At 63.5% G+C, this 18,380-nt stretch carries 21 protein-coding genes; 8 read left to right on the forward strand and 13 right to left on the reverse strand.

Features of this window, described 5'->3' with window-relative positions:
* The first annotated feature begins 48 nt into the window (after positions 1-48).
* A complete protein-coding gene (gene dxs, locus ABVN20_RS10535; protein ID WP_368555569.1) occupies positions 49-1,947 on the forward strand; it encodes a 1-deoxy-D-xylulose-5-phosphate synthase in 1,899 nt (632 codons plus the stop codon).
* A 139-nt stretch (positions 1,948-2,086) separates the two neighbouring features.
* Complete coding sequence (locus ABVN20_RS10540) at positions 2,087-3,940, forward strand: TonB-dependent receptor (RefSeq protein WP_368555570.1); 1,854 nt, start codon at positions 2,087-2,089, stop codon at positions 3,938-3,940.
* A gap of 97 nt (positions 3,941-4,037) precedes the next feature.
* On the opposite strand, the gene ABVN20_RS10545 is transcribed toward ABVN20_RS10540, so the two are convergent.
* The 12 genes from ABVN20_RS10545 to nrdR form a co-directional block, all read right to left on the reverse strand.
* Positions 4,038-4,838: a cobalamin-binding protein gene (locus ABVN20_RS10545; protein ID WP_368555571.1), complete on the reverse strand. Its 801-nt coding sequence runs from the start codon at positions 4,836-4,838 to the stop codon at positions 4,038-4,040.
* Positions 4,838-5,257: an MFS transporter gene (locus ABVN20_RS10550; RefSeq protein WP_368555572.1), complete on the reverse strand. Its 420-nt coding sequence runs from the start codon at positions 5,255-5,257 to the stop codon at positions 4,838-4,840. The genes ABVN20_RS10545 and ABVN20_RS10550 overlap by 1 nt, the downstream gene beginning before the upstream one ends.
* Positions 5,254-5,871, reverse strand: a complete 618-nt coding sequence (ribA, locus tag ABVN20_RS10555; RefSeq protein WP_368555573.1) for a GTP cyclohydrolase II — start codon at positions 5,869-5,871, stop codon at positions 5,254-5,256. Before ribA ends, ABVN20_RS10550 begins: the two co-directional genes overlap by 4 nt.
* A gap of 282 nt (positions 5,872-6,153) precedes the next feature.
* Positions 6,154-6,885 (reverse strand): substrate-binding periplasmic protein, encoded by a 732-nt coding sequence (locus ABVN20_RS10560; protein ID WP_368555574.1) that lies wholly within the window; start codon positions 6,883-6,885, stop codon positions 6,154-6,156.
* Between the two features lie 21 nt (positions 6,886-6,906).
* The gene (locus tag ABVN20_RS10565) at positions 6,907-7,410 is read right to left on the reverse strand and encodes a phosphatidylglycerophosphatase A (RefSeq protein WP_368555575.1); all 504 of its coding nucleotides are present in this window, start codon (positions 7,408-7,410) and stop codon (positions 6,907-6,909) included.
* The gene (gene thiL, locus ABVN20_RS10570) at positions 7,407-8,372 is read right to left on the reverse strand and encodes a thiamine-phosphate kinase (RefSeq protein ID WP_368555576.1); all 966 of its coding nucleotides are present in this window, start codon (positions 8,370-8,372) and stop codon (positions 7,407-7,409) included. Before thiL ends, ABVN20_RS10565 begins: the two co-directional genes overlap by 4 nt.
* Before the next feature lie 18 nt (positions 8,373-8,390).
* Entirely contained in the window at positions 8,391-8,891 is a 501-nt protein-coding gene (gene nusB / locus ABVN20_RS10575) for a transcription antitermination factor NusB (protein ID WP_007933632.1), read from the reverse strand.
* A complete protein-coding gene (ribE, locus tag ABVN20_RS10580; protein WP_003228649.1) occupies positions 8,888-9,364 on the reverse strand; it encodes a 6,7-dimethyl-8-ribityllumazine synthase in 477 nt (158 codons plus the stop codon). The genes nusB and ribE overlap by 4 nt, the downstream gene beginning before the upstream one ends.
* A gap of 91 nt (positions 9,365-9,455) precedes the next feature.
* The gene (ribBA, locus tag ABVN20_RS10585) at positions 9,456-10,547 is read right to left on the reverse strand and encodes a bifunctional 3,4-dihydroxy-2-butanone-4-phosphate synthase/GTP cyclohydrolase II (RefSeq protein ID WP_368555577.1); all 1,092 of its coding nucleotides are present in this window, start codon (positions 10,545-10,547) and stop codon (positions 9,456-9,458) included.
* A gap of 16 nt (positions 10,548-10,563) precedes the next feature.
* The gene (locus tag ABVN20_RS10590; protein WP_085727942.1) at positions 10,564-11,229 is read right to left on the reverse strand and encodes a riboflavin synthase; all 666 of its coding nucleotides are present in this window, start codon (positions 11,227-11,229) and stop codon (positions 10,564-10,566) included.
* A 45-nt stretch (positions 11,230-11,274) separates the two neighbouring features.
* Entirely contained in the window at positions 11,275-12,408 is a 1,134-nt protein-coding gene (gene ribD, locus ABVN20_RS10595) for a bifunctional diaminohydroxyphosphoribosylaminopyrimidine deaminase/5-amino-6-(5-phosphoribosylamino)uracil reductase RibD (RefSeq protein WP_368555578.1), read from the reverse strand.
* Positions 12,405-12,869 (reverse strand): transcriptional regulator NrdR, encoded by a 465-nt coding sequence (nrdR, locus tag ABVN20_RS10600; protein WP_162634909.1) that lies wholly within the window; start codon positions 12,867-12,869, stop codon positions 12,405-12,407. Before nrdR ends, ribD begins: the two co-directional genes overlap by 4 nt.
* A 127-nt stretch (positions 12,870-12,996) precedes the next feature.
* Between nrdR and ABVN20_RS10605 the strand changes: the two genes are divergently transcribed.
* From ABVN20_RS10605 to trxA, 3 genes are all read left to right on the forward strand, one after another.
* Positions 12,997-13,461, forward strand: a complete 465-nt coding sequence (locus tag ABVN20_RS10605; protein ID WP_368555579.1) for a YbaY family lipoprotein — start codon at positions 12,997-12,999, stop codon at positions 13,459-13,461.
* Complete coding sequence (locus ABVN20_RS10610; protein ID WP_368555580.1) at positions 13,458-14,114, forward strand: methyltransferase; 657 nt, start codon at positions 13,458-13,460, stop codon at positions 14,112-14,114. Before ABVN20_RS10605 ends, ABVN20_RS10610 begins: the two co-directional genes overlap by 4 nt.
* Before the next feature lie 167 nt (positions 14,115-14,281).
* A complete protein-coding gene (gene trxA, locus ABVN20_RS10615; protein ID WP_368555581.1) occupies positions 14,282-15,154 on the forward strand; it encodes a thioredoxin in 873 nt (290 codons plus the stop codon).
* Here the strand turns inward: trxA and ABVN20_RS10620 are convergent.
* Positions 15,151-15,498, reverse strand: a complete 348-nt coding sequence (locus tag ABVN20_RS10620; RefSeq protein ID WP_368555582.1) for a hypothetical protein — start codon at positions 15,496-15,498, stop codon at positions 15,151-15,153. The two genes, trxA and ABVN20_RS10620, sit on opposite strands and share 4 nt — an antisense overlap.
* 135 nt (positions 15,499-15,633) lie before the next feature.
* Between ABVN20_RS10620 and ABVN20_RS10625 the strand changes: the two genes are divergently transcribed.
* The 3 genes from ABVN20_RS10625 to ABVN20_RS10635 all read left to right on the forward strand — a co-directional run bounded on the left by ABVN20_RS10625 (position 15,634) and on the right by ABVN20_RS10635 (position 18,369).
* Complete coding sequence (locus ABVN20_RS10625) at positions 15,634-16,230, forward strand: DUF2796 domain-containing protein (protein ID WP_368555583.1); 597 nt, start codon at positions 15,634-15,636, stop codon at positions 16,228-16,230.
* 161 nt (positions 16,231-16,391) lie between these two features.
* Positions 16,392-17,102, forward strand: coding sequence for an ABC transporter ATP-binding protein (locus tag ABVN20_RS10630; protein WP_368555584.1), 711 nt, complete (start codon positions 16,392-16,394; stop codon positions 17,100-17,102).
* Between the two features lies 1 nt (position 17,103).
* On the forward strand, positions 17,104-18,369 hold the full coding sequence (locus ABVN20_RS10635; protein ID WP_368555585.1) for an ABC transporter permease: 1,266 nt from the start codon (positions 17,104-17,106) through the stop codon (positions 18,367-18,369).
* Positions 18,370-18,380: the final 11 nt, after the last annotated feature.

Raw genomic sequence — 18,380 nt, forward strand, 5'->3', positions numbered from 1 at the left:
TGCATCAGGTAAACTGCCGCATCTTTTATACCTATAACGATTCGCCTGATGCCCACGACGTTTCATGAGATTCCCCGCAAGCGCCCGACCACGCCCCTGCTCGACCGCGCCAACACGCCGGACGGCCTGCGCCGGCTAGGTGAAGCCGAGCTGGAAACCCTGGCCGATGAGTTGCGCCTGGAATTGCTCTACACGGTCGGCCAGACCGGTGGGCATTTCGGTGCCGGCCTGGGCGTCATCGAGCTGACCATCGCGTTGCATTACGTGTTCGACACCCCGGACGACCGGCTGGTGTGGGACGTCGGTCATCAGGCGTATCCGCACAAGATCCTCACCGGCCGTCGCGAGCGCATGGGCACCCTGCGCCAGAAGGACGGCATTGCCGCCTTCCCGCGCCGTTCCGAGAGCGAGTACGACACCTTTGGCGTCGGCCACTCCAGCACCTCGATCAGCGCCGCATTGGGCATGGCCATTGCCGCCCGCCTGCAAAACAGCGAGCGCAAGGCGATTGCGGTGATCGGTGATGGCGCGCTGACTGCTGGCATGGCCTTCGAAGCGCTGAACCACGCGCCGGAAGTGGACGCCAACATGCTGGTGATCCTCAACGACAACGACATGTCGATTTCGCGCAATGTCGGCGGCCTGTCCAACTACCTGGCGAAGATCCTCTCCAGCCGTACCTACGCGAGCATGCGCGAGGGCAGCAAGAAGGTCCTCTCGCGCCTGCCCGGCGCCTGGGAAATCGCCCGTCGTACCGAAGAATATGCCAAGGGCATGCTGGTCCCCGGCACCCTGTTCGAAGAACTGGGCTGGAACTACATCGGCCCGATCGACGGCCACGACCTGCCGACCCTGATCGCCACCCTGCGCAACATGCGTGATTTGAAGGGCCCGCAATTCCTCCACGTGGTCACCAAGAAGGGTAAAGGCTTCGCCCCGGCGGAAGTCGACCCGATCGGCTACCACGCGATCACCAAGCTGGAACCCGTCGATGCGCCGGCCGCTGCGCCGAAAAAGGCCAGCGGGCCGAAATACTCCGGTGTGTTCGGCCAATGGCTGTGCGACATGGCCGCTGCCGACCCGCGCCTGGTGGGCATTACCCCGGCGATGAAGGAAGGTTCGGACCTGGTGGCGTTCAGCGAACGTTTCCCGCTGCGTTATTTCGATGTGGCGATTGCCGAGCAACACGCGGTGACCCTTGCGGCCGGCATGGCCTGCGAAGGCGCCAAGCCGGTGGTGGCGATCTACTCGACGTTCCTGCAACGCGGCTACGACCAGTTGGTGCATGACGTCGCCGTGCAGAACCTCGACGTGCTGTTCGCCATCGACCGTGCCGGCCTGGTGGGTGAAGACGGCCCAACGCACGCGGGCAGCTTCGACCTGTCGTACCTGCGCTGTATCCCCGGCATGCTGGTGATGACCCCGAGCGACGAAAACGAACTGCGCAAGATGCTCACCACCGGTCACCTCTACAACGGCCCGGCGGCCGTGCGCTACCCGCGCGGCACCGGCCCGAACGCGACCATCGAGAATGACCTGCAACCGATCGAGATCGGCAAGGGCGTGGTTCGTCGCCTGGGCAAACAGGTCGCATTGCTGGTGTTCGGCGTGCAACTGACCGAAGCGCTGAAAGTCGCCGAGACGCTGGATGCCACCGTGGTCGACATGCGTTTCGTCAAGCCACTGGATGAAGCGCTCGTGCGCGAAATCGCCGGCAACCACGAGCTGCTGGTGACCATCGAGGAAAACGCCATCATGGGCGGCGCCGGTGGCGCGGTCAGTGAATTCCTCGCCCGGGAAAACATCCTCAAGTCGATGCTGCACCTGGGCCTGCCGGACACTTATGTCGAGCACGCCAAACCGGCGCAGATGCTGGCTGAGTGCGGCCTGGATGAAGCGGGGATCGAGGCGGCGGTTCGCCAGCGCCTGCAACTGCTGAACAACTGAATCGCGGATTTACATACCCCACTGTGGGAGCGAGCCTGCTCGCGATAGCAGCCTGTCAGTCAATGACCCTCCGACTGACAGACCGCTATCGCGAGCAGGCTCGCTCCCACAGTTGTTTTTAGTGCTGAACGGATTGCCCATGACCCTCCCCCGCCTAGCCCTGGCACTCACCCTCCTGCCATCCGCCCCGCTGCTGGCCGACACCTTCGAACGCGATCAGGCCCTCAAGCTGCCTGACGTGCTGATCAGCGCCAATCGCCAGGTCGAGGCGCGCAACGACAGCAGTGCGGCCAACACGGTGTTTACCCGCGAGGACATCGACCGCCTGCAACCGAGCAGCGTCACCGACCTGCTGCGCCGCGTACCGGGGGTGCAAGTGGGACAGACCGGCGGGCGCGGCAGCCTGCCGGGCATCTACATCCGCGGCACCAAGTCGGCGCAAAGCCTGGTGCTGGTGGACGGCCAGCGCATCGGCAACTCGACGTCCGGCGACAGCAACCTGCAACACATCAACATCGAGCAGGTCGAGCGCGTCGAAGTATTGCGCGGGTCGCGCTCGGTGATTTACGGCAGCGATGCGATCGGCGGGGTGATCCAGATCTTCACCCGGCGCGGCACCGTGCAAGGCCTGCAACCTCGCCTGCACTTGGGGTTTGGCAGCCAGCAGACCTGGGAGCGCAGCCTCGGCCTGTCCGGGGGCGACGAGCAGACCCGTTTCAACCTCGGCGCCAGCCTCGATGAAACCGCCGGGATCGACCGCACCCGGCAGTCCTTTCCCGTTGACGGCGATCACGATGAGTACCGCAACAAATCCATCAGCCTTTCCCTGAGCCACGCGGTCAACGAAGACCTGGAAGTGGGCGCGAATCTTTTGGATAACCGCGGGAAAAGCGCGTTCGACAGCCCCTTTTTCCAGCAACAACCCTACAACCGCTTCACCGTCAGCAGCCTCAGCAGCTATGTCGATGCGCGGGTCAACGAGCGCTGGAAAACCCGCGTCGAATTCGGTCATAGCGAGAACCGCGAGGAAACCATCGACAAGCTCAGCGACCCGCACAGCGTGTTCAACACCTACCGCGACTCGGTGAACTGGCAGAACGACCTGACGCTCGACGCCCGCAACAGCCTGATCCTGGGCGGTGACTGGTATGAAGACCGCATCAACAGCAGCACGCCGTTCGACGAAGACAGCCGCTGGAACCGCGCGGCGTTCGTGCAACATCGCTTCGAGGCCGACAATTTTTCCACCGAACTGGGCCTGCGTCGCGACCAGAACCAGCAGTTCGGCAGCCAGAACAGTTGGAGCGGCACCTTCACCCTGCCACTCAACCCGGACAATGATCTGCTGCTGACCTACAGCGAAGGCTTTCGCGCACCGACATTCAATGACTTGTATTACCCAGGTTTCAGCAACCCGGACCTCAAGCCGGAAACCTCGAAAAGCTACGAACTGCAATGGCGCAGCCAGTTGAGCGACAGCGCCCGCCTCGAGGCCTCGCTGTACCGCACCGACCTGGAAGACGCGATCATCTTTGGCAGCAACGACCGCCCGCAGAACGTCGCCTCGGCGCGGATCAACGGCTTTGAAGCGGCGCTGAAGCAGGAGCTGTTCGGCTGGCAGAGCAATCTCGGTGTAGCGATCATCGACCCGCGCGACCGCGCCAGTGGCCACACCCTGGCCCGACGCGCACGCCGCACCCTGAGCCTGGACCTGGACCGCCAGTTCGATCGACTGGGCCTCGGCGCCAGTTGGCAGGCGGTGAGCAGCAGTTATGACGATGAGAACAATCGGCAGCCACTGGGTGGCTATGCGCTGCTGGGGCTGCGCAGCAGCTGGGCACTGAACCGCGAGGTGTCCCTGGAGCTGAAGGTGGATAACCTGCTGGACAAGGCGTACAGCCGGGCGCTGTACAGCCATGACGGTGAGCAATACGGGTATCGTGAGGAAGGTCGGGCGTGGATGTTCGGGGTGACCTGGACGCCGCCGCTCTGATCCGAAATTATCGCGAGCAGGCTCGCTCCCACAGGGTTTTGTGACCACCGACGATCCAGTGTGGGAGCGGGCTTGCTCGCGATAGCTGCACCTCGGTTCAACGGTCTGGCGCAATCACCCGACACAACCTGGCCGTCGCCTCGACCATCTGCCCACTCGGCCGCTCCAGGCCTTTATCGGTCACCAGAAGCAGCTTGTTGCCCGCCACCGCCGCCACCCGCGGCCAGGCTCGCCACGCCTGCAGCTGCGCCTGATCTCCGGCCAGAATCACCTCGGGATTGCGTTGCAGTACCGCCTCGACACTGACCTGCGGCGCCGGCAGCTTCAGGTCGGCGAACACATTGCGCGCCCCGCACACCTCCAGTGCATCGCTGATGATCTGCCCACCCCCGACGGTGTACAGCGGCCGGTCCCAGACCTGATAAAACACCCGCAGCGGCTCATCGCGCCGATAGCGCTGGCGCAGGGCGGCCACCTGTTGGCGCAGGTCGCCGGCCAAGGCAACACCTCGCTCGGGTCGGCCGAGCTGCGCGGCAATCGCCTCGATCTGCGCAGTCAGCTGATCCAGGTTGTGTGGTTCGGCGACGTAGGTGGGGATGTGCAGGCGCTGTAGCTGGTCACGTTGGGCCGGGCCGACGCTGCCGGGCCAGAGCAAGAGCAAATCGGGTTTCAGGCTGAGCAGGCGCTCGATGTCCAGTTGGCCATAGCGGCCCACCGACGGCAGGTCCTTGAGTTCGGCAGGACGCTCGCCGGCATCCAGCACGCCGACGAGCAGGTCGGCGGAGCCCAGTTCAACGACGATTTCGGAAAGCGACGGCGCCAGGCTGATGACCCGCTCGGCAGCAGGGGCCATGGCGCTGAAGGCCAGCAGCACAAGCGCCAGCCAGGCATGCGGCATCAGCTGAGTTGACGCGGGATACGGTAGAGGTAAAACAGGACCGCCGTCGATATCGCCAGCAGCACCAGCGGCACCGCTTCCAGGCCGACGAACACCGCCAGGGCGCCGATCCAGGCCGGCAGGCCGGCAGCGAGAAACGCCGCACGACGACGGGCTGCCAGGGTGATCCAGGCGGCAGGTTCATCCGGCGTATCGAGGGCTTTGCCGGTGGCGATCAGCGCATGTTTATAGCGATTGAAGAACTTCAGGCTGACGAACATCGACGCCATCCCGGCGATGAACATGGGCATCGCCAGCACCGGCAGCATCGGCTCGACGGTACCAAACACGCCGTTGATCACGAACAGCGGCAGCAGGCCCAGGGCCAGGTATTGCCACCAACTGACGGCCAGTCGCCGCCGGACCTGGCCACGGGTCACGCCGGGTCTACCTCGCCCTGGTGCTCGTTGCCCATCATGTGGTCGAGTTTTCTCGCCTTGGTCGCCAGGTAGAGTTTGTTGTGCGGGTTGTGCCCGGTGTGCAGCGGCACACGCTCGGCGACCACGATGCCCATGTCGGTCAAGGCCTTGACCTTGCGCGGGTTGTTGGTCATCAGGCGCAGGGATTTGACCCCCATGTGCTCCAGCATCGGCAGGCACATGGCGTAGTCACGCTGATCGGCGGCAAAGCCCAGGCGCTCGTTGGCTTCCACGGTGTCGGCGCCGCCGTCCTGCAACTCATAGGCGCGGATCTTGTTCAACAGGCCAATGCCACGGCCTTCCTGGCGCAGGTACAGCAATACGCCACGGCCTTCACGGGCGATGGCCCGCAGGGCGGCTTCGAGTTGCGAGCCGCAGTCGCAACGCTGGCTGAACAAGGCATCGCCCGTCAGGCATTCGGAGTGCAAGCGGCCCAGCACCGGGGCGCCATCGTCGAACTCACCCAGGCTCAGCACCACGTGCTCGCGTCCGCTTTCCTCATCGAGAAAACCGTGCATGGTGAATTGCGCAAAAGGCATTGGCAGCTTGCAAGCGGCGACAAAAACGACGGACACCGGGGTGCTCCTGATCTAGGGGTACTGGAGATTCGCAGACGCGGCATTGTAACAGCACGTTCCGAGAGACGCTCAGGCTGAATTGTGGGGCATAACGATCGAAATGTTTGATTACTACTTGTTACTCATCGCTTTCTGCTTTCTGTAGGAGCGAGCACGCTCGCGATGGGCGTTAACAAAAACGTGGGCTGTCTGGATGCCAGCGGTGTCTGATCGTCCATCGTCGGAACGCCGCCCGGAGCATGCTCGCTCCTACAGTTAGCCAGTCGGGAGCGAGGTGGGTTAGTCAAAGGGGTACGGCTGTTCCCAGCGTTCGAAGATCGGCTTCAACTGGCCGCTTTTCACCAACAATTCCATACGCTGGTCGAACAGCGCCATCAATTTTCGCGCCTTGGGGTTGTTGGCAAAACACAGATACAGCGGCAACTCGGCCACATGGGTGCGGCGGAACAGCGACGGATCCTTGGCCCGGTGCATGACGTAATCGACTTCGGTCAGGGCGTCGATGTAGTAGTCGGCGCGATCATGCAGCAGCATCGACAGGATGCCGGTGCGGCGCACGACCTCGTTATAGCGGGTGATGTTGGGCAGGTGGGCCTGATAATCGTAGCCACGGACCCACGCCAGTCGATAATTGCCCAGAGTCTGCGCTGTCGGCACCGGGCTGCTGGCCAGGCCCAGCGCGTAGATGTGATCGGTGTCGAAGTTCCAGCGTGGATACAACAGGTCGCTGATTTCTTCATGGTAGGAACCCACGCAGGCGTCCACTTCACCGCGCTGCGCCAGGCCAATGGAACGGGTGTACGGCTCGGTGCGAATGTCCAGCTTGACGCCAACCGGTTCGAAGACCTCGCGCAGCACGTCCCAACCCAGGCCGCGACCGTCAGCGGCGGTGTAGTCCTCCCAGTCTTCGCTGGCCAGATGAATGACCGACGGCAGCGTCTCGGCCTCCCCCGCCTGGGCGAGCACGCCAAACATCGCAAGTACCATCACCGCCAACCAGCGTCGAGCCATCCCAGTCCCCTGTTTCGCCACTCAGGCGAAGATCCATACCAGCCCTTGCATCGCCAGCCACGCAAACACCCCGGCCAGCACATCATCGAGCATGATCCCGACACCTCCGTGTACATGCCGGTCGACCCAGTGTATCGGCCAGGGCTTGAGGATGTCGAAGAAACGGAACACGACAAACCCCGCGAGCAACCAGTACCAGCCTTCCGGCACCAGCCACAGGGTGATCCACATCCCGACCATTTCGTCCCAGACGATGCCTTCGTGGTCGTGCACCCGCAGATCGTCGGCCACCTTGCCGCACAGCCAGAAGCCGAACAGCATGGTGATGCCCAGCATCAGCCAGTAACCCCAGTCGGGCAGCATCTGCCACAACGGAATGAAGGGTAGCGCAACTAACGAGCCCCAGGTGCCCGGAGCCTTGGGCAAGGTGCCCGAGCCGAAGCCGAATGCCAGAAAATGCCAGGGATTGCGCCAGACCGACGGCGGTACGAACTCCGCCGGAACCTGTTTGGGATGATCTGTCACGGTGTCTCCCTAAAATGTTGATAACCCCGTGTTTGCGGGGTGATGTCTTGTCCATCGGCATCGCGCAGCACCACGCCCTGCCCCGCCAGCACTTGCCCGATCACATGGATGCGCCAGCCATCTGCCATCAAGCGCGGCAACTCGACGGACGGTAGGGTGAAGGCCAGTACGTAATCGTCGCCACCACTGAGGGCCGCCTGCTCGGCGTCCGCCTGGCCGAGGAAAGCCACCAAAGCTTTCGACAGCGGCAGCCGCTCCCGTTCAATTTCAAGGCATACCGTTGAGGCGAGTGCGATGTGCCCGCAGTCGGCGAGCAGACCATCGGAGATGTCCAGCGCCGAGGTGGCCTTGCCCCGTAGCGCCTGGCCCAGTGCGAGTTGCGGCCTGGGCGACCAGTAATGCGCCAGCAGCGGTTCAGCCGTAACGGCAGATGCCGTGCGCTGGCCGAGCACCAGCGGCAAGGCCCCGGCGGCATTGCCCAGTTCACCGCCGACACACAACAGATCACCCACCCGGGCACCGCTGCGGGTCAGCGCCTGGCCCGCCGGCACGCGGCCGAACACCGTCACGGTCAGGCTCAACGGCCCCCGCGTGGTGTCGCCGCCCACCAGCCCGACGCCGCACTGCTGCGCCATCAGGTTCAAACCGCGGGCATAGGCCTGCAGCCAATCGGCGGTCACCGTCGGCAGGGTCAGGGCAAGGGTAAAGGCAACGGGCGTGGCGCCCATGGCCGCCAGGTCACTGACGGCCACGGCCAGCGAGCGCTGGCCGAGCAGAAACGGATCGCAAGGATCGGCAAAATGCACACCGGCCACCAGGGTGTCGGTGGAAATCGCCAGTTGCTCCCCGGCGGGAACCGCCAGCAGGGCGCAGTCATCGCCAATCCCCAGTGCAATGCCCTCGCCGCCCTGCGCACAAGGCGCGGCGGCGAAGAAATTACGGATCAGCTCAAACTCACCCATTGCAGACTCAAGCGCAGATCAGCGCTTGAACGCCTTCACTTCAGCTTCACGCAGACGCGGGGCCAGCTTGTCGAGTACACCGTTGACGAACTTGTGGCCGTCGGTGGAACCGAAGACTTTCGCCAGTTCGATCCCTTCGTTGATCACAACGCGGTACGGCACGTCGACACGCTTGAGCAGCTCCCAGGTGGACAGGCGCAGAACGGCCAGTTCAACCGGGTCCAGCTCTTCGATGGTCAGGTCCAGGCAAGGCTTGAGCGCGGTGTCGATTTCGGTCTTGAACTGCGGAACCCCGTGAAGGATTTCGCGGAAGTAGGCGCCATCGACATCGGTGAAATCGTTATCGACCCGGAACTGCGCTTCGATCTCGTTCAGCGACTGCTTGGCCATGTGCCATTGATACAGCGCCTGGGTCGCGAGCTGACGGGCTTCACGACGCTTGGCGCTTTTCGATGGCTTGCCGGCATCCGCAGGCTTTGGATCGCGCGGGTTGAAACGATCGCTATCGTCGCTAATCACTTGGCCTCCAACTGCGCCAGCAGGCTGACCATTTCCAGAGCGGACAGGGCAGCTTCAGCACCTTTGTTACCGGCCTTGGTGCCGGAACGCTCGATGGCTTGCTCGATGGAATCGACGGTCAGCACGCCAAAGGCGACCGGTACGCCGAACTCCATGGACACCTGGGCCAGGCCCTTGGTGCATTCGCCCGCCACGTATTCGAAGTGCGGAGTACCGCCACGAATGACCGCGCCCAGGGCGATGATTGCCGCGAACTCGCCCTTCTGAGCGACTTTCTGCGCAACCAGCGGGATTTCGAAGGCGCCAGGGGCACGGATGATGGTGATGTCGCTTTCGCTCACGCCATGGCGAACCAAGGCATCAACTGCACCGCTGACCAGGCTTTCAACGACGAAGCTGTTGAAACGGCCTACTACCAGAGCGTAGCGGCCTTTAGGGGCGATGAACGTACCTTCGATGGTCTTCAGGGTCATTCGATAGATCTCTTAAAGAGCCGGGACGCGTCTTCTACGCGCCCCTCAGTGATATTTGAACCGCGAATTGCTGGCCGGGAACAACCGGTCATTATTCGGAGGGCACGTATTCTACAACTTCCAGGTCGAAACCGGATATCGCATTAAACTTCATCGGCGCACTCATCAGGCGCATCTTGCGCACGCCCAGGTCGCGCAAAATCTGCGAACCGGCACCGACGGTGCTGTAGGTGGTCGGTTTTTTCACCGCCGCCTGGTCAGCGGTTTCGCGGATGTGCGCCAGCAACACGTCGCCATCCAGCGGGTGACCGAGCAACAGCACCACACCACTGCCGGCCTCGGCCACGGCCGACATGGCGGCGCGCAGGCTCCAGCGGCCCGGCTGCTTGACCATCAACAGGTCGCGCAGAGGGTCCATGTTGTGCACCCGTACCAGGGTCGGTTCTTCGGCGCAGACATTGCCCAGGGTCAGGGCCATGTGCACGTCGCCTTCCACCGAATCACGATAGGTCACCAGGTTGAATTGGCCCAGTTCGCTGTCCAGCGGCTGTTCGGCAATCCGCTGAACGGTACGTTCATGGATCATCCGGTAGTGGATCAGGTCGGCGATGGTGCCGATCTTGATGTTGTGTTCGGCGGCGAAGGCTTCCAGCTCGGCACGACGGGACATGGTGCCGTCGTCGTTCATCACTTCGCAGATCACCCCGCTTGGCTCGAAACCGGCCATGCGCGCCAGGTCGCAGGCCGCTTCGGTGTGGCCGGCACGGGCCAGGGTACCGCCGGCCTGGGCCATCAGCGGGAAGATGTGGCCCGGGCTGACGATGTCTTCGGCCTTGGCGTCCTTCGCGGCGGCCGCCTGCACGGTACGTGCGCGGTCGGCGGCGGAGATGCCGGTGGTCACGCCGGTGGCGGCTTCGATCGACACGGTGAACTTGGTGCCGAAACCGGAACCGTTGCGCGGCGCCATCAGTGGCAGCTTGAGCAGTTCGCAGCGCTCACGGCTCATCGGCATGCAGATCAGGCCACGGGCGTGCTTGGCCATGAAATTGATGTGCTCGGCCTGGCAGCACTCGGCGGCCATGATCAGGTCGCCTTCGTTCTCGCGGTCTTCGTCATCCATGAGGATGACCATCTTGCCTTGGCGGATGTCTTCAACCAGTTCTTCGATGCTATTGAGCGCCACAAGGCACCCCCTTCTTTCAGGATTTGAGGTAGCCGTTGGCGGCCAGGAAGCTTTCGGTAATGGTGCTGCCAGCAGCGGGCTCGGCGGCCTTGTCGCCCAGTAACAGGCGCTCCAGGTAACGGGCCAGCAGATCGACTTCCAGATTCACCCGCCGACCTGGCTGGTACGAGGCCATGATGGTTTCGCTCAGGGTGTGCGGAATGATAGTCAGCAGGAACTCGGCGCCATCGACCGCGTTCACGGTCAGGCTGGTGCCGTCGACGGTGATCGAGCCTTTGTGGGCGATGTACTTGGCCAGGTCTTTCGGGGCGCGGATACGGAATTCCACGGCACGGGCGTTCTCGGTGCGGGCAACCACTTCGCCCACGCCATCGACGTGACCGCTGACCAGATGCCCGCCAAGGCGAGTGGTCGGGGTCAGGGCTTTTTCCAGATTGACGGGGCTGCCGCTTTTCAGATCGTTCATGGCCGTACAGTCGAGGGTTTCGCGACTGACGTCTGCTGCAAAACCGTTACCAGGCAATTCCACGGCGGTCAGGCACACGCCGTTGACCGCAATGCTGTCGCCCAGTTTGACGTCGCTCAGGTCGAGCTTGCCGGTTTCTACGTGTACCCGAACATCTCCGCCTTTTGGGGTCAATGCACGAATACTGCCGATGGATTCGATGATGCCGGTAAACATGGAGTCCTCCTCGAGAACAGGGCCGTGGTGTGGCGCAGCCCGGGATTATACGCTCGCCTTTGGTGCAGGAATGGCAGTGACTCGCCAGTCATCGCCAACCGCGCGAATTTCAGTGATTTTGAGCTCCGGCGCATCCTTCATGTGCGCCAGTGGCCAGTCCAGCAGCGGTCGGGCCGTGGAGCCGAGAAACTTGCCGGCGATGAAGATCTGGAACTCGTCGACCAGCCCTTGCCGGGCAAAGGCGCCGGCCAGGCGCGGACCGGCCTCGACCAGCACTTCGTTGACCCCGCGCCGGGCCAGCTCCTCCAGCAACCGCGGCAAGTCGACCAGGCCATCGCCGCCAGGCACCAGCAGGCATTCCGGGCCGTTGGCATATTGTTCCTCGACGGCCATGCTGGTGGCGACCAGGGCGGGGCCGGCCTTGAAGAACGGCGCATCCAGCGGCACCCGCAAGCGGCCATCGACCAGCACGCGCAGCGGTGGGCGACTCATCGCCTGCGCCGTCTGCTGCGCATCGAGCCCCAGTTCTTCGGCGCGCACAGTCAGGCGTGCGTTATCGGCCAGTACCGTGTCGGCACCGGTCAGGACCACGCTGGCCTGGGCGCGCAGGCGCTGCACCGCCGAGCGGGCTGCGGCGCCGGTGATCCACTGGCTTTCGCCGTTTTCCATCGCCGTGCGGCCGTCCAGGCTCATGGCCAACTTGACCCGCACGAACGGCAAGCCGTGTTCCATGCGCTTGAGGAAGCCCTGGTTGAGCTGGCGCGCCTCGCCTTCCAACACACCACTCTGGACCGCAATGCCGGCATCGGCCAGGCGTTGCAGACCGCGACCGGCCACGGAGGGGTTGGGGTCCTGCATCGCCGCGACCACGCGGGCGACGCCGGCATTCACCAGCGCATCAGCGCAAGGCGGCGTGCGGCCGTGGTGGCTGCAGGGTTCGAGGGTGACGTAGGCCGTGGCGCCCTTGGCCTTGTCACCCGCCGCGCGCAGGGCATGGACTTCGGCGTGGGGTTCGCCGGCGCGCTCGTGCCAGCCTTCGCCGACCACCTGCCCGTCACGCACGACGACACAACCGACCCGCGGATTGGGGTGCGTGGTGTAATGCCCCTTGCGCGCCAGTTCCAGGGCGCGGGCCATGTAATGGGCATCGAGGATGGCTTGCTCGGCGGGTGCGCTCATTCTTTCTCCGGCTCACGGGCCAGGCGATCAATTTCTTCGCGGAACTCGTTGAGGTCCTGGAAGCGACGATACACCGAGGCGAAGCGGATGTAGGCGACTTCATCGAGCTTTTTCAGCTCGGTCATCACCAGCTCACCGACCACGAGGGATTTGACCTCGCGTTCGCCGGTGGCGCGCAGTTTGTGTTTGATGTGCACCAGCGACGATTCGAGACGCTCGACACTCACCGGACGCTTTTCCAGCGCCCGCTGCATGCCGGCACGCAGTTTTTCTTCGTCGAACGGCTGGCGACTGCCGTCGGTTTTGATCAGGCGCGGCAACACCAGTTCAGCGGTTTCGAACGTCGTGAAACGCTCGCCGCAGGCCAGGCATTCACGCCGGCGGCGCACCTGTTCGCCCTCGGCGACCAGACGCGAGTCGATGACCTTGGTGTCGTTGGCACCGCAGAAGGGACAGTGCATGGTGGCAGGCAACAAAAAAAGGGAGGGCCATGGTAGCGCATCCCCGTGGCAAGACAAGCCATAGGGATTGCGGTATACAGACTGGCAATAGTGTCCATTCATGGATTTCACCCTGCCGGAGCCGCAAATGTCCCTGAAACCGCTCGTATTGCTCAGTGTTTTAAGCTTGCTGGTGGCCTGTGGCAGCGACGCCCCCAAACCCCAGCCGCCCACGCCAGGCCCTGCCCCGCAAGCGGCGCAGAAGAAAGCCCGCCAGGCCACCGAGCTGGGGCCGCTGCCCGCTTACCAGCGTGAACTGAGCGGTACCCTGCAAGGCGTACCGGAAGGCGCCGAGGTCGAACTGGCGCTGCTGGTGATCGACGAAAAAGACCGCCCGCAACAATTGCTCGCCAGTTCCAGCCTGATCGGCACCAACCAGTTGCTGCCCTTTCACCTGCGTTTCAACCCGGATGCTTTCCCGGCGGGCGCCCGCGTCGAACTGCGTGGTCGTGCCAGCCAGTCCGGTCAACTGATACTGCATTTGCCTTCGCAACTGATCACCCAGCCCACCACCCAGGCCCTGGGCCAGCTGCAGTTTGTCAAAGCACCATGATTGCACCGCGGGGCCTGCAACAGGCGTTGATTGAACTGCTGGGTGACGCCCGCCTGGTGGTGTGTGAATTGCCCGGCACCGAGCTCAAACTCTGGCTGATCGACGGCGAACGCATGGATCGCCAGTTCAGCCCGGAAGAAACCCGACGGATCCTGCATGAGCCACCCTACTGGAGTTTCTGCTGGGCCAGCGGGCTGGCCGTGGCCCGCTACCTCGCCGAGTTCCCGCAGTGGGTGAAGGGCAAGCGCGTGCTGGACTTCGGCGCAGGCTCCGGGGTCGCGGCGATTGCCGCGGTCAAAGCCGGTGCACTGGAAGTGGTGGCCTGCGACCTCGATCCGCTGGCACTGGCCGCCTGCCGGGCGAATGCCGAACTCAACGACGTGCACCTCGATTATTCGGCGGACTTTTTTGCCGAGGCCGATCGCTTCGATCTGATCCTGGTGGCCGACGTGCTGTACGACCGGGCGAACCTGCCGCTGCTCGATGAATTCCTCAGTCGCGGCCAGGAAGCGCTGGTGGCCGATTCACGGGTCAGGGATTTTCGTCACCCGCTGTATCAGCGCATCGAGATGTTGCAGGCACTGACCCTGCCGGACCTGGCCGAACCCGAGGAGTTTCGGCATGTGAGCCTGTACCACGCGCGGCGCACCTGAAAATGCGATGGTGATCAACAATAATGGTGGACCACCTGGCCCCCTCGGTGTGGCTGAACCCATCGCGAGCAGGCTCGCTCCCACAGGTTTCCAACACGCGAAGGCGCTTCCGGCCACCCCCCGCCAAGCCGTATAGTGAACCCAATCACGCTTCCAAGAGATCACCCATGAGTCAGGAAACGCCGTACATCTTCGACGCCACGACCGCCGACTTCGAGCAGTCGGTGATCGAGAACTCCTTCCACAAACCGGTGCTGGTGGATTTCTGGGCCGAGTGGTGCGCGCCGTGCAAGGTACTGATGCCGATGCTGCAGAGCATCGCCGAGAGCTATCAGGGCGAACTGCTGCTGGCCAAGGTCAACTGCGATATCGAACAGGACATCGTCGCCCGCTTCGGCATTCGCAGCCTGCCGACCGTGGTGCTGTTCAAGGATGGCCAGCCCGTCGACGGTTTTGCCGGTGCCCAGCCTGAGTCGGCCGTACGCGCCCTGCTCGAACCGCATGTGCAGATGCCGCCACCGGCCGCGGCCGATCCGCTCGAACAGGCGCAGGCGCTGTTCGACGAGAGCCGCTTCGCCGACGCCGAAGCCGTGCTGGTTGCGCTGCTGGGCGAAGACAACAGCAACGCGCGGGCGCTGATTCTCTACGCCCGCTGCCTGACCGAACGCGGTGAACTGGGCGAGGCGCAAACCGTGCTCGACGCGGTCAAGACCGATGAGCACAAGGCCGCACTGGCGGGTGCCAAGGCGCAGATCAAGTTTCTCGGCCAGGCCCGCGACCTTCCCGATGCCGCCGACCTGAAGACGCGCCTGGCGCAGAACCCGCAGGACGATGAAGCGGTGTACCAACTGGCGATCCAGCAACTGGCCCGCCAGCAGTACGACCCGGCGCTGGATGCGTTGCTCAAGCTGTTCATCCGCAATCGCAGCTACAGCGAAGGCCTGCCGCACAAGACCCTGCTGCAGGTGTTCGAACTGCTGGGCAACGATCACCCGCTGGTGACCACCTACCGCCGCAAGCTGTTCGCCGCGCTGTATTAAGCGTCGTTGATCCAGCTGTAGAGCGGCGTATCCCCGCCGCTCGACACTTTCACCTCGGCGCAGTGACGCAAGCGCACCAGCAGGCGCTTGCCCGACGCCGCGTTGCCGGTCAGCCCTTCCAGCTGATCGAGCAGATCCGGTCCGCTCAATTGCCCGGCCTTGCGCAGCAGATCCTTGGCGATCTGCCATTGCGTGTCATCCTGGTTCAGCGTTTTCGTCGCTGCCGCACTGCCTTCCGGCTTGACCACCTGCACCTGCGCGCCCAGCCGTGCCCAGTCGGCGTCATCCATCTCCAGGGTCAAATCCACCGGCCAGTCGCCGATGGTTCCTCGTATCCGCAACATCGCTTCGCTCCTGCACATTTCTGACCCACATGCTCCCATGGGACTTGTGCAACGCCAAGCAGCCGGTCAAACTCTGCGCACTTACGTTATAAGATTACATAACAAATTATTCATCTTACGTTCCGGAGACTCACCATGCGTCGTCTGCTGCTCGCTTTGCCGTTTGCCCTGTTGCCGCTGGCCGTCGCCCATGCCGCGCAGGAGCATGATCACGACCATGACCACGAACATGGCAGCCTCGGCGCCCACGAACATGGTGTCGGCCGCTTGAACGCTGCGCTGGATGGCCAGACCCTGGAACTGGAACTGCAAAGCCCGGCGATGAACCTGGTGGGCTTCGAACATGCCGCCACCACCGACGCCGACAAAGCCAAGGTCGCCGCCGTGCGTGCGCAGCTGGAAAAACCCCAGGCGCTGTTCAACCTGGCAAAGGCCGCCGGTTGTGTGGTGGCGAGTCAGGAACTGGAAAGCCCGCTGTTCGGTGATAAGCCCGAGGCCGACGATGATCACGATCATGACGAAGAGGCCAACGGCGAACACCACCACGATCACAGCGAAATCCACGCTCACTACCAGTTCACCTGCGCCACGCCTGGGGCGCTGAAAACCCTGGATCTGGCGAACATCTTCAATACCTTCCCGGCGACCCAGAAAATTCAGGTACAACTGATTGGCCCGAGCGGTCAGCAGGGTGTGGAAGTGACGTCCAAGGCGGCGGCACTGAAATTTTGACATCCTGAATGTTTGAATACCTGTAGGAGCGAGCTTGCTCGCGATGGAGGTCAACGATAACGCGGGCTGCCTGATTCCCTGCGGCGGTCTTGAGTCCATCGCGAGCAAGCTCGCTCCTACAGGGGGCGGTGTAGCAATTTTTAATCACTAACCGGTTTCACATGACCCAAGCACTCATCGAATTGTCCGACCTGGGCTTCAGCTGGCCCGGTCACCCGCCACTGCTGGATATCCCGGCGTTTCGCCTGGAACGGGGGGAGACCCTGTTTCTCAAGGGGCCGAGCGGCAGTGGCAAGACCACCCTGCTCGGCCTGCTGGGCGGTGTGCAGAAGCCTGATCGCGGCAGCATTCGCCTGCTCGGCCAGGAACTGACGCAGCTCGGCGCCGGCGCGCGGGATCGCTTTCGCGTCGATCATACCGGCTACATCTTCCAGCAGTTCAACCTGCTGCCGTTTCTCTCGGTGCGCGAGAACGTCGAACTGCCCTGCCACTTTTCCAAACTGCGCGCCACCCGGGCGAAACAGCGCCATGGCAGCGTCGACCAGGCCGCCGCCACTCTGCTGGCGCACCTGGGCCTGAAGGATGAAAGCATCCTCGGTCGCCGTGCCGACTCGCTGTCCATCGGCCAGCAACAGCGGGTGGCCGCCGCCCGTGCCTTGATCGGCCAGCCGGAACTGGTGATCGCCGACGAGCCGACTTCTGCGCTGGACTACGACGCCCGGGAAAACTTCATTCGCCTGCTGTTCGCCGAATGCCGGGAAGCCGGGTCGAGCCTGCTGTTCGTCAGCCACGACCAGAGCCTCGCGCCGCTGTTCGATCGCAACCTGTCGCTGGCCGAACTCAATCGCGCCGCCACGCCTGCAGAGGTCTGAGATGTATTTGTTTCGTCTAGCCATGGCCAGCCTGGCTAACCGTCGTTTCACCGCGATCCTCACCGCCTTCGCCATCGCCCTGTCGGTCTGCCTGTTGCTGGCCGTGGAACGGGTGCGCACCGAAGCCAAGGCCAGTTTCGCCAGCACCATCAGCGGCACCGACCTGATTGTCGGCGCCCGCTCGGGCTCGGTGAACCTGCTGCTGTACTCGGTGTTCCGCATCGGCAATGCCACCAACAACATTCGCTGGGACAGCTTCGAACACTTCGCCAGCAACCCGAAAGTGAAGTGGGCGATCCCGATGTCCCTGGGCGACTCCCACCGTGGCTATCGCGTGATGGGCACCACCGAGGCGTACTTCGAGCACTACCAGTACGGCCGCCAGCAACACCTGGCACTGGCCGACGGCCGAGCCTTCGCCACCGATCCCTTCGAAGTGGTGCTCGGCGCCGAAGTGGCCGAGGCGCTGCACTACAAGCTCGGCGACAAACTGGTACTGGCCCACGGCGTGGCCGCAATCAGCCTGGTCAAGCACGACGACAAGCCCTTCACCGTGGTCGGCATCCTCGCGCGCACCGGCACGCCGGTGGATCGCACGCTGCACATCAGCCTCGGTGGCATGGAGGCGATCCACATCGACTGGCACAACGGTGTTCCAGCGCGCGGCAACGAGCGGATCAGTGCCGATCAGGCGCGCAACATGGACCTCAAGCCGCAAGCGATCACGGCGTTCATGCTGGGCCTGAACAGCAAGATTTCGACCTTCGCGCTGCAGCGTGAAATCAACGAGTTCCGCGGCGAGCCGATGCTGGCGATCCTGCCGGGTGTGGCGCTGCAAGAGCTGTGGAGCCTGATGAGCACCGCGGAAAAAGCCTTGTTCGTGGTGTCGTTGTTTGTGGTGCTGACCGGGTTGATCGGCATGCTCACGGCGATCCTCACCAGCCTCAACGAACGTCGGCGCGAGATGGCCATCCTGCGTTCGGTCGGTGCCCGGCCTTGGCATGTCGCGACACTGCTGGTACTGGAGGCGTTCGCCCTGGCGTTGTCAGGGGTGATTGCCGGCGTGGCCCTGTTGTACCTGGGTATCGCCGCGGCCCAGGGCTACGTGCAGGCCAACTATGGCTTGTACCTGCCCCTGGCCTGGCCGAGCGAGTATGAATGGACGCTGCTCGGTGGCATCCTGTGCGCCGCGCTGCTGATGGGCAGCGTGCCGGCCTGGCGCGCCTATCGCCAATCCCTGGCCGATGGCCTGTCGATCCGATTGTGAGGAAGTCCATG

Origin of the sequence: Pseudomonas sp. MYb118 (genome assembly GCF_040947875.1) — a bacterium.
GTDB lineage: Bacteria > Pseudomonadota > Gammaproteobacteria > Pseudomonadales > Pseudomonadaceae > Aquipseudomonas.

What these genes read in the sequence shown, in the direction of transcription:
- dxs (WP_368555569.1), top strand. Translation starts at nt 49, where the DNA reads ATGCCCACGACGTTTCATGAGATTCCCCGCAAGCGCCCGACCACGCCC.
- ABVN20_RS10540 (WP_368555570.1), top strand. Translation starts at nt 2,087, where the DNA reads ATGACCCTCCCCCGCCTAGCCCTGGCACTCACCCTCCTGCCATCCGCC.
- ABVN20_RS10545 (WP_368555571.1), bottom strand. Translation starts at nt 4,838, where the DNA reads ATGCCGCATGCCTGGCTGGCGCTTGTGCTGCTGGCCTTCAGCGCCATG.
- ABVN20_RS10560 (WP_368555574.1), bottom strand. Translation starts at nt 6,885, where the DNA reads ATGGCTCGACGCTGGTTGGCGGTGATGGTACTTGCGATGTTTGGCGTG.
- thiL (WP_368555576.1), bottom strand. Translation starts at nt 8,372, where the DNA reads ATGGGTGAGTTTGAGCTGATCCGTAATTTCTTCGCCGCCGCGCCTTGT.
- ribE (WP_003228649.1), bottom strand. Translation starts at nt 9,364, where the DNA reads ATGACCCTGAAGACCATCGAAGGTACGTTCATCGCCCCTAAAGGCCGC.
- ABVN20_RS10590 (WP_085727942.1), bottom strand. Translation starts at nt 11,229, where the DNA reads ATGTTTACCGGCATCATCGAATCCATCGGCAGTATTCGTGCATTGACC.
- ribD (WP_368555578.1), bottom strand. Translation starts at nt 12,408, where the DNA reads ATGAGCGCACCCGCCGAGCAAGCCATCCTCGATGCCCATTACATGGCC.
- nrdR (WP_162634909.1), bottom strand. Translation starts at nt 12,869, where the DNA reads ATGCACTGTCCCTTCTGCGGTGCCAACGACACCAAGGTCATCGACTCG.
- ABVN20_RS10605 (WP_368555579.1), top strand. Translation starts at nt 12,997, where the DNA reads ATGTCCCTGAAACCGCTCGTATTGCTCAGTGTTTTAAGCTTGCTGGTG.
- ABVN20_RS10610 (WP_368555580.1), top strand. Translation starts at nt 13,458, where the DNA reads ATGATTGCACCGCGGGGCCTGCAACAGGCGTTGATTGAACTGCTGGGT.
- trxA (WP_368555581.1), top strand. Translation starts at nt 14,282, where the DNA reads ATGAGTCAGGAAACGCCGTACATCTTCGACGCCACGACCGCCGACTTC.
- ABVN20_RS10620 (WP_368555582.1), bottom strand. Translation starts at nt 15,498, where the DNA reads ATGTTGCGGATACGAGGAACCATCGGCGACTGGCCGGTGGATTTGACC.
- ABVN20_RS10625 (WP_368555583.1), top strand. Translation starts at nt 15,634, where the DNA reads ATGCGTCGTCTGCTGCTCGCTTTGCCGTTTGCCCTGTTGCCGCTGGCC.
- ABVN20_RS10630 (WP_368555584.1), top strand. Translation starts at nt 16,392, where the DNA reads ATGACCCAAGCACTCATCGAATTGTCCGACCTGGGCTTCAGCTGGCCC.
- ABVN20_RS10635 (WP_368555585.1), top strand. Translation starts at nt 17,104, where the DNA reads ATGTATTTGTTTCGTCTAGCCATGGCCAGCCTGGCTAACCGTCGTTTC.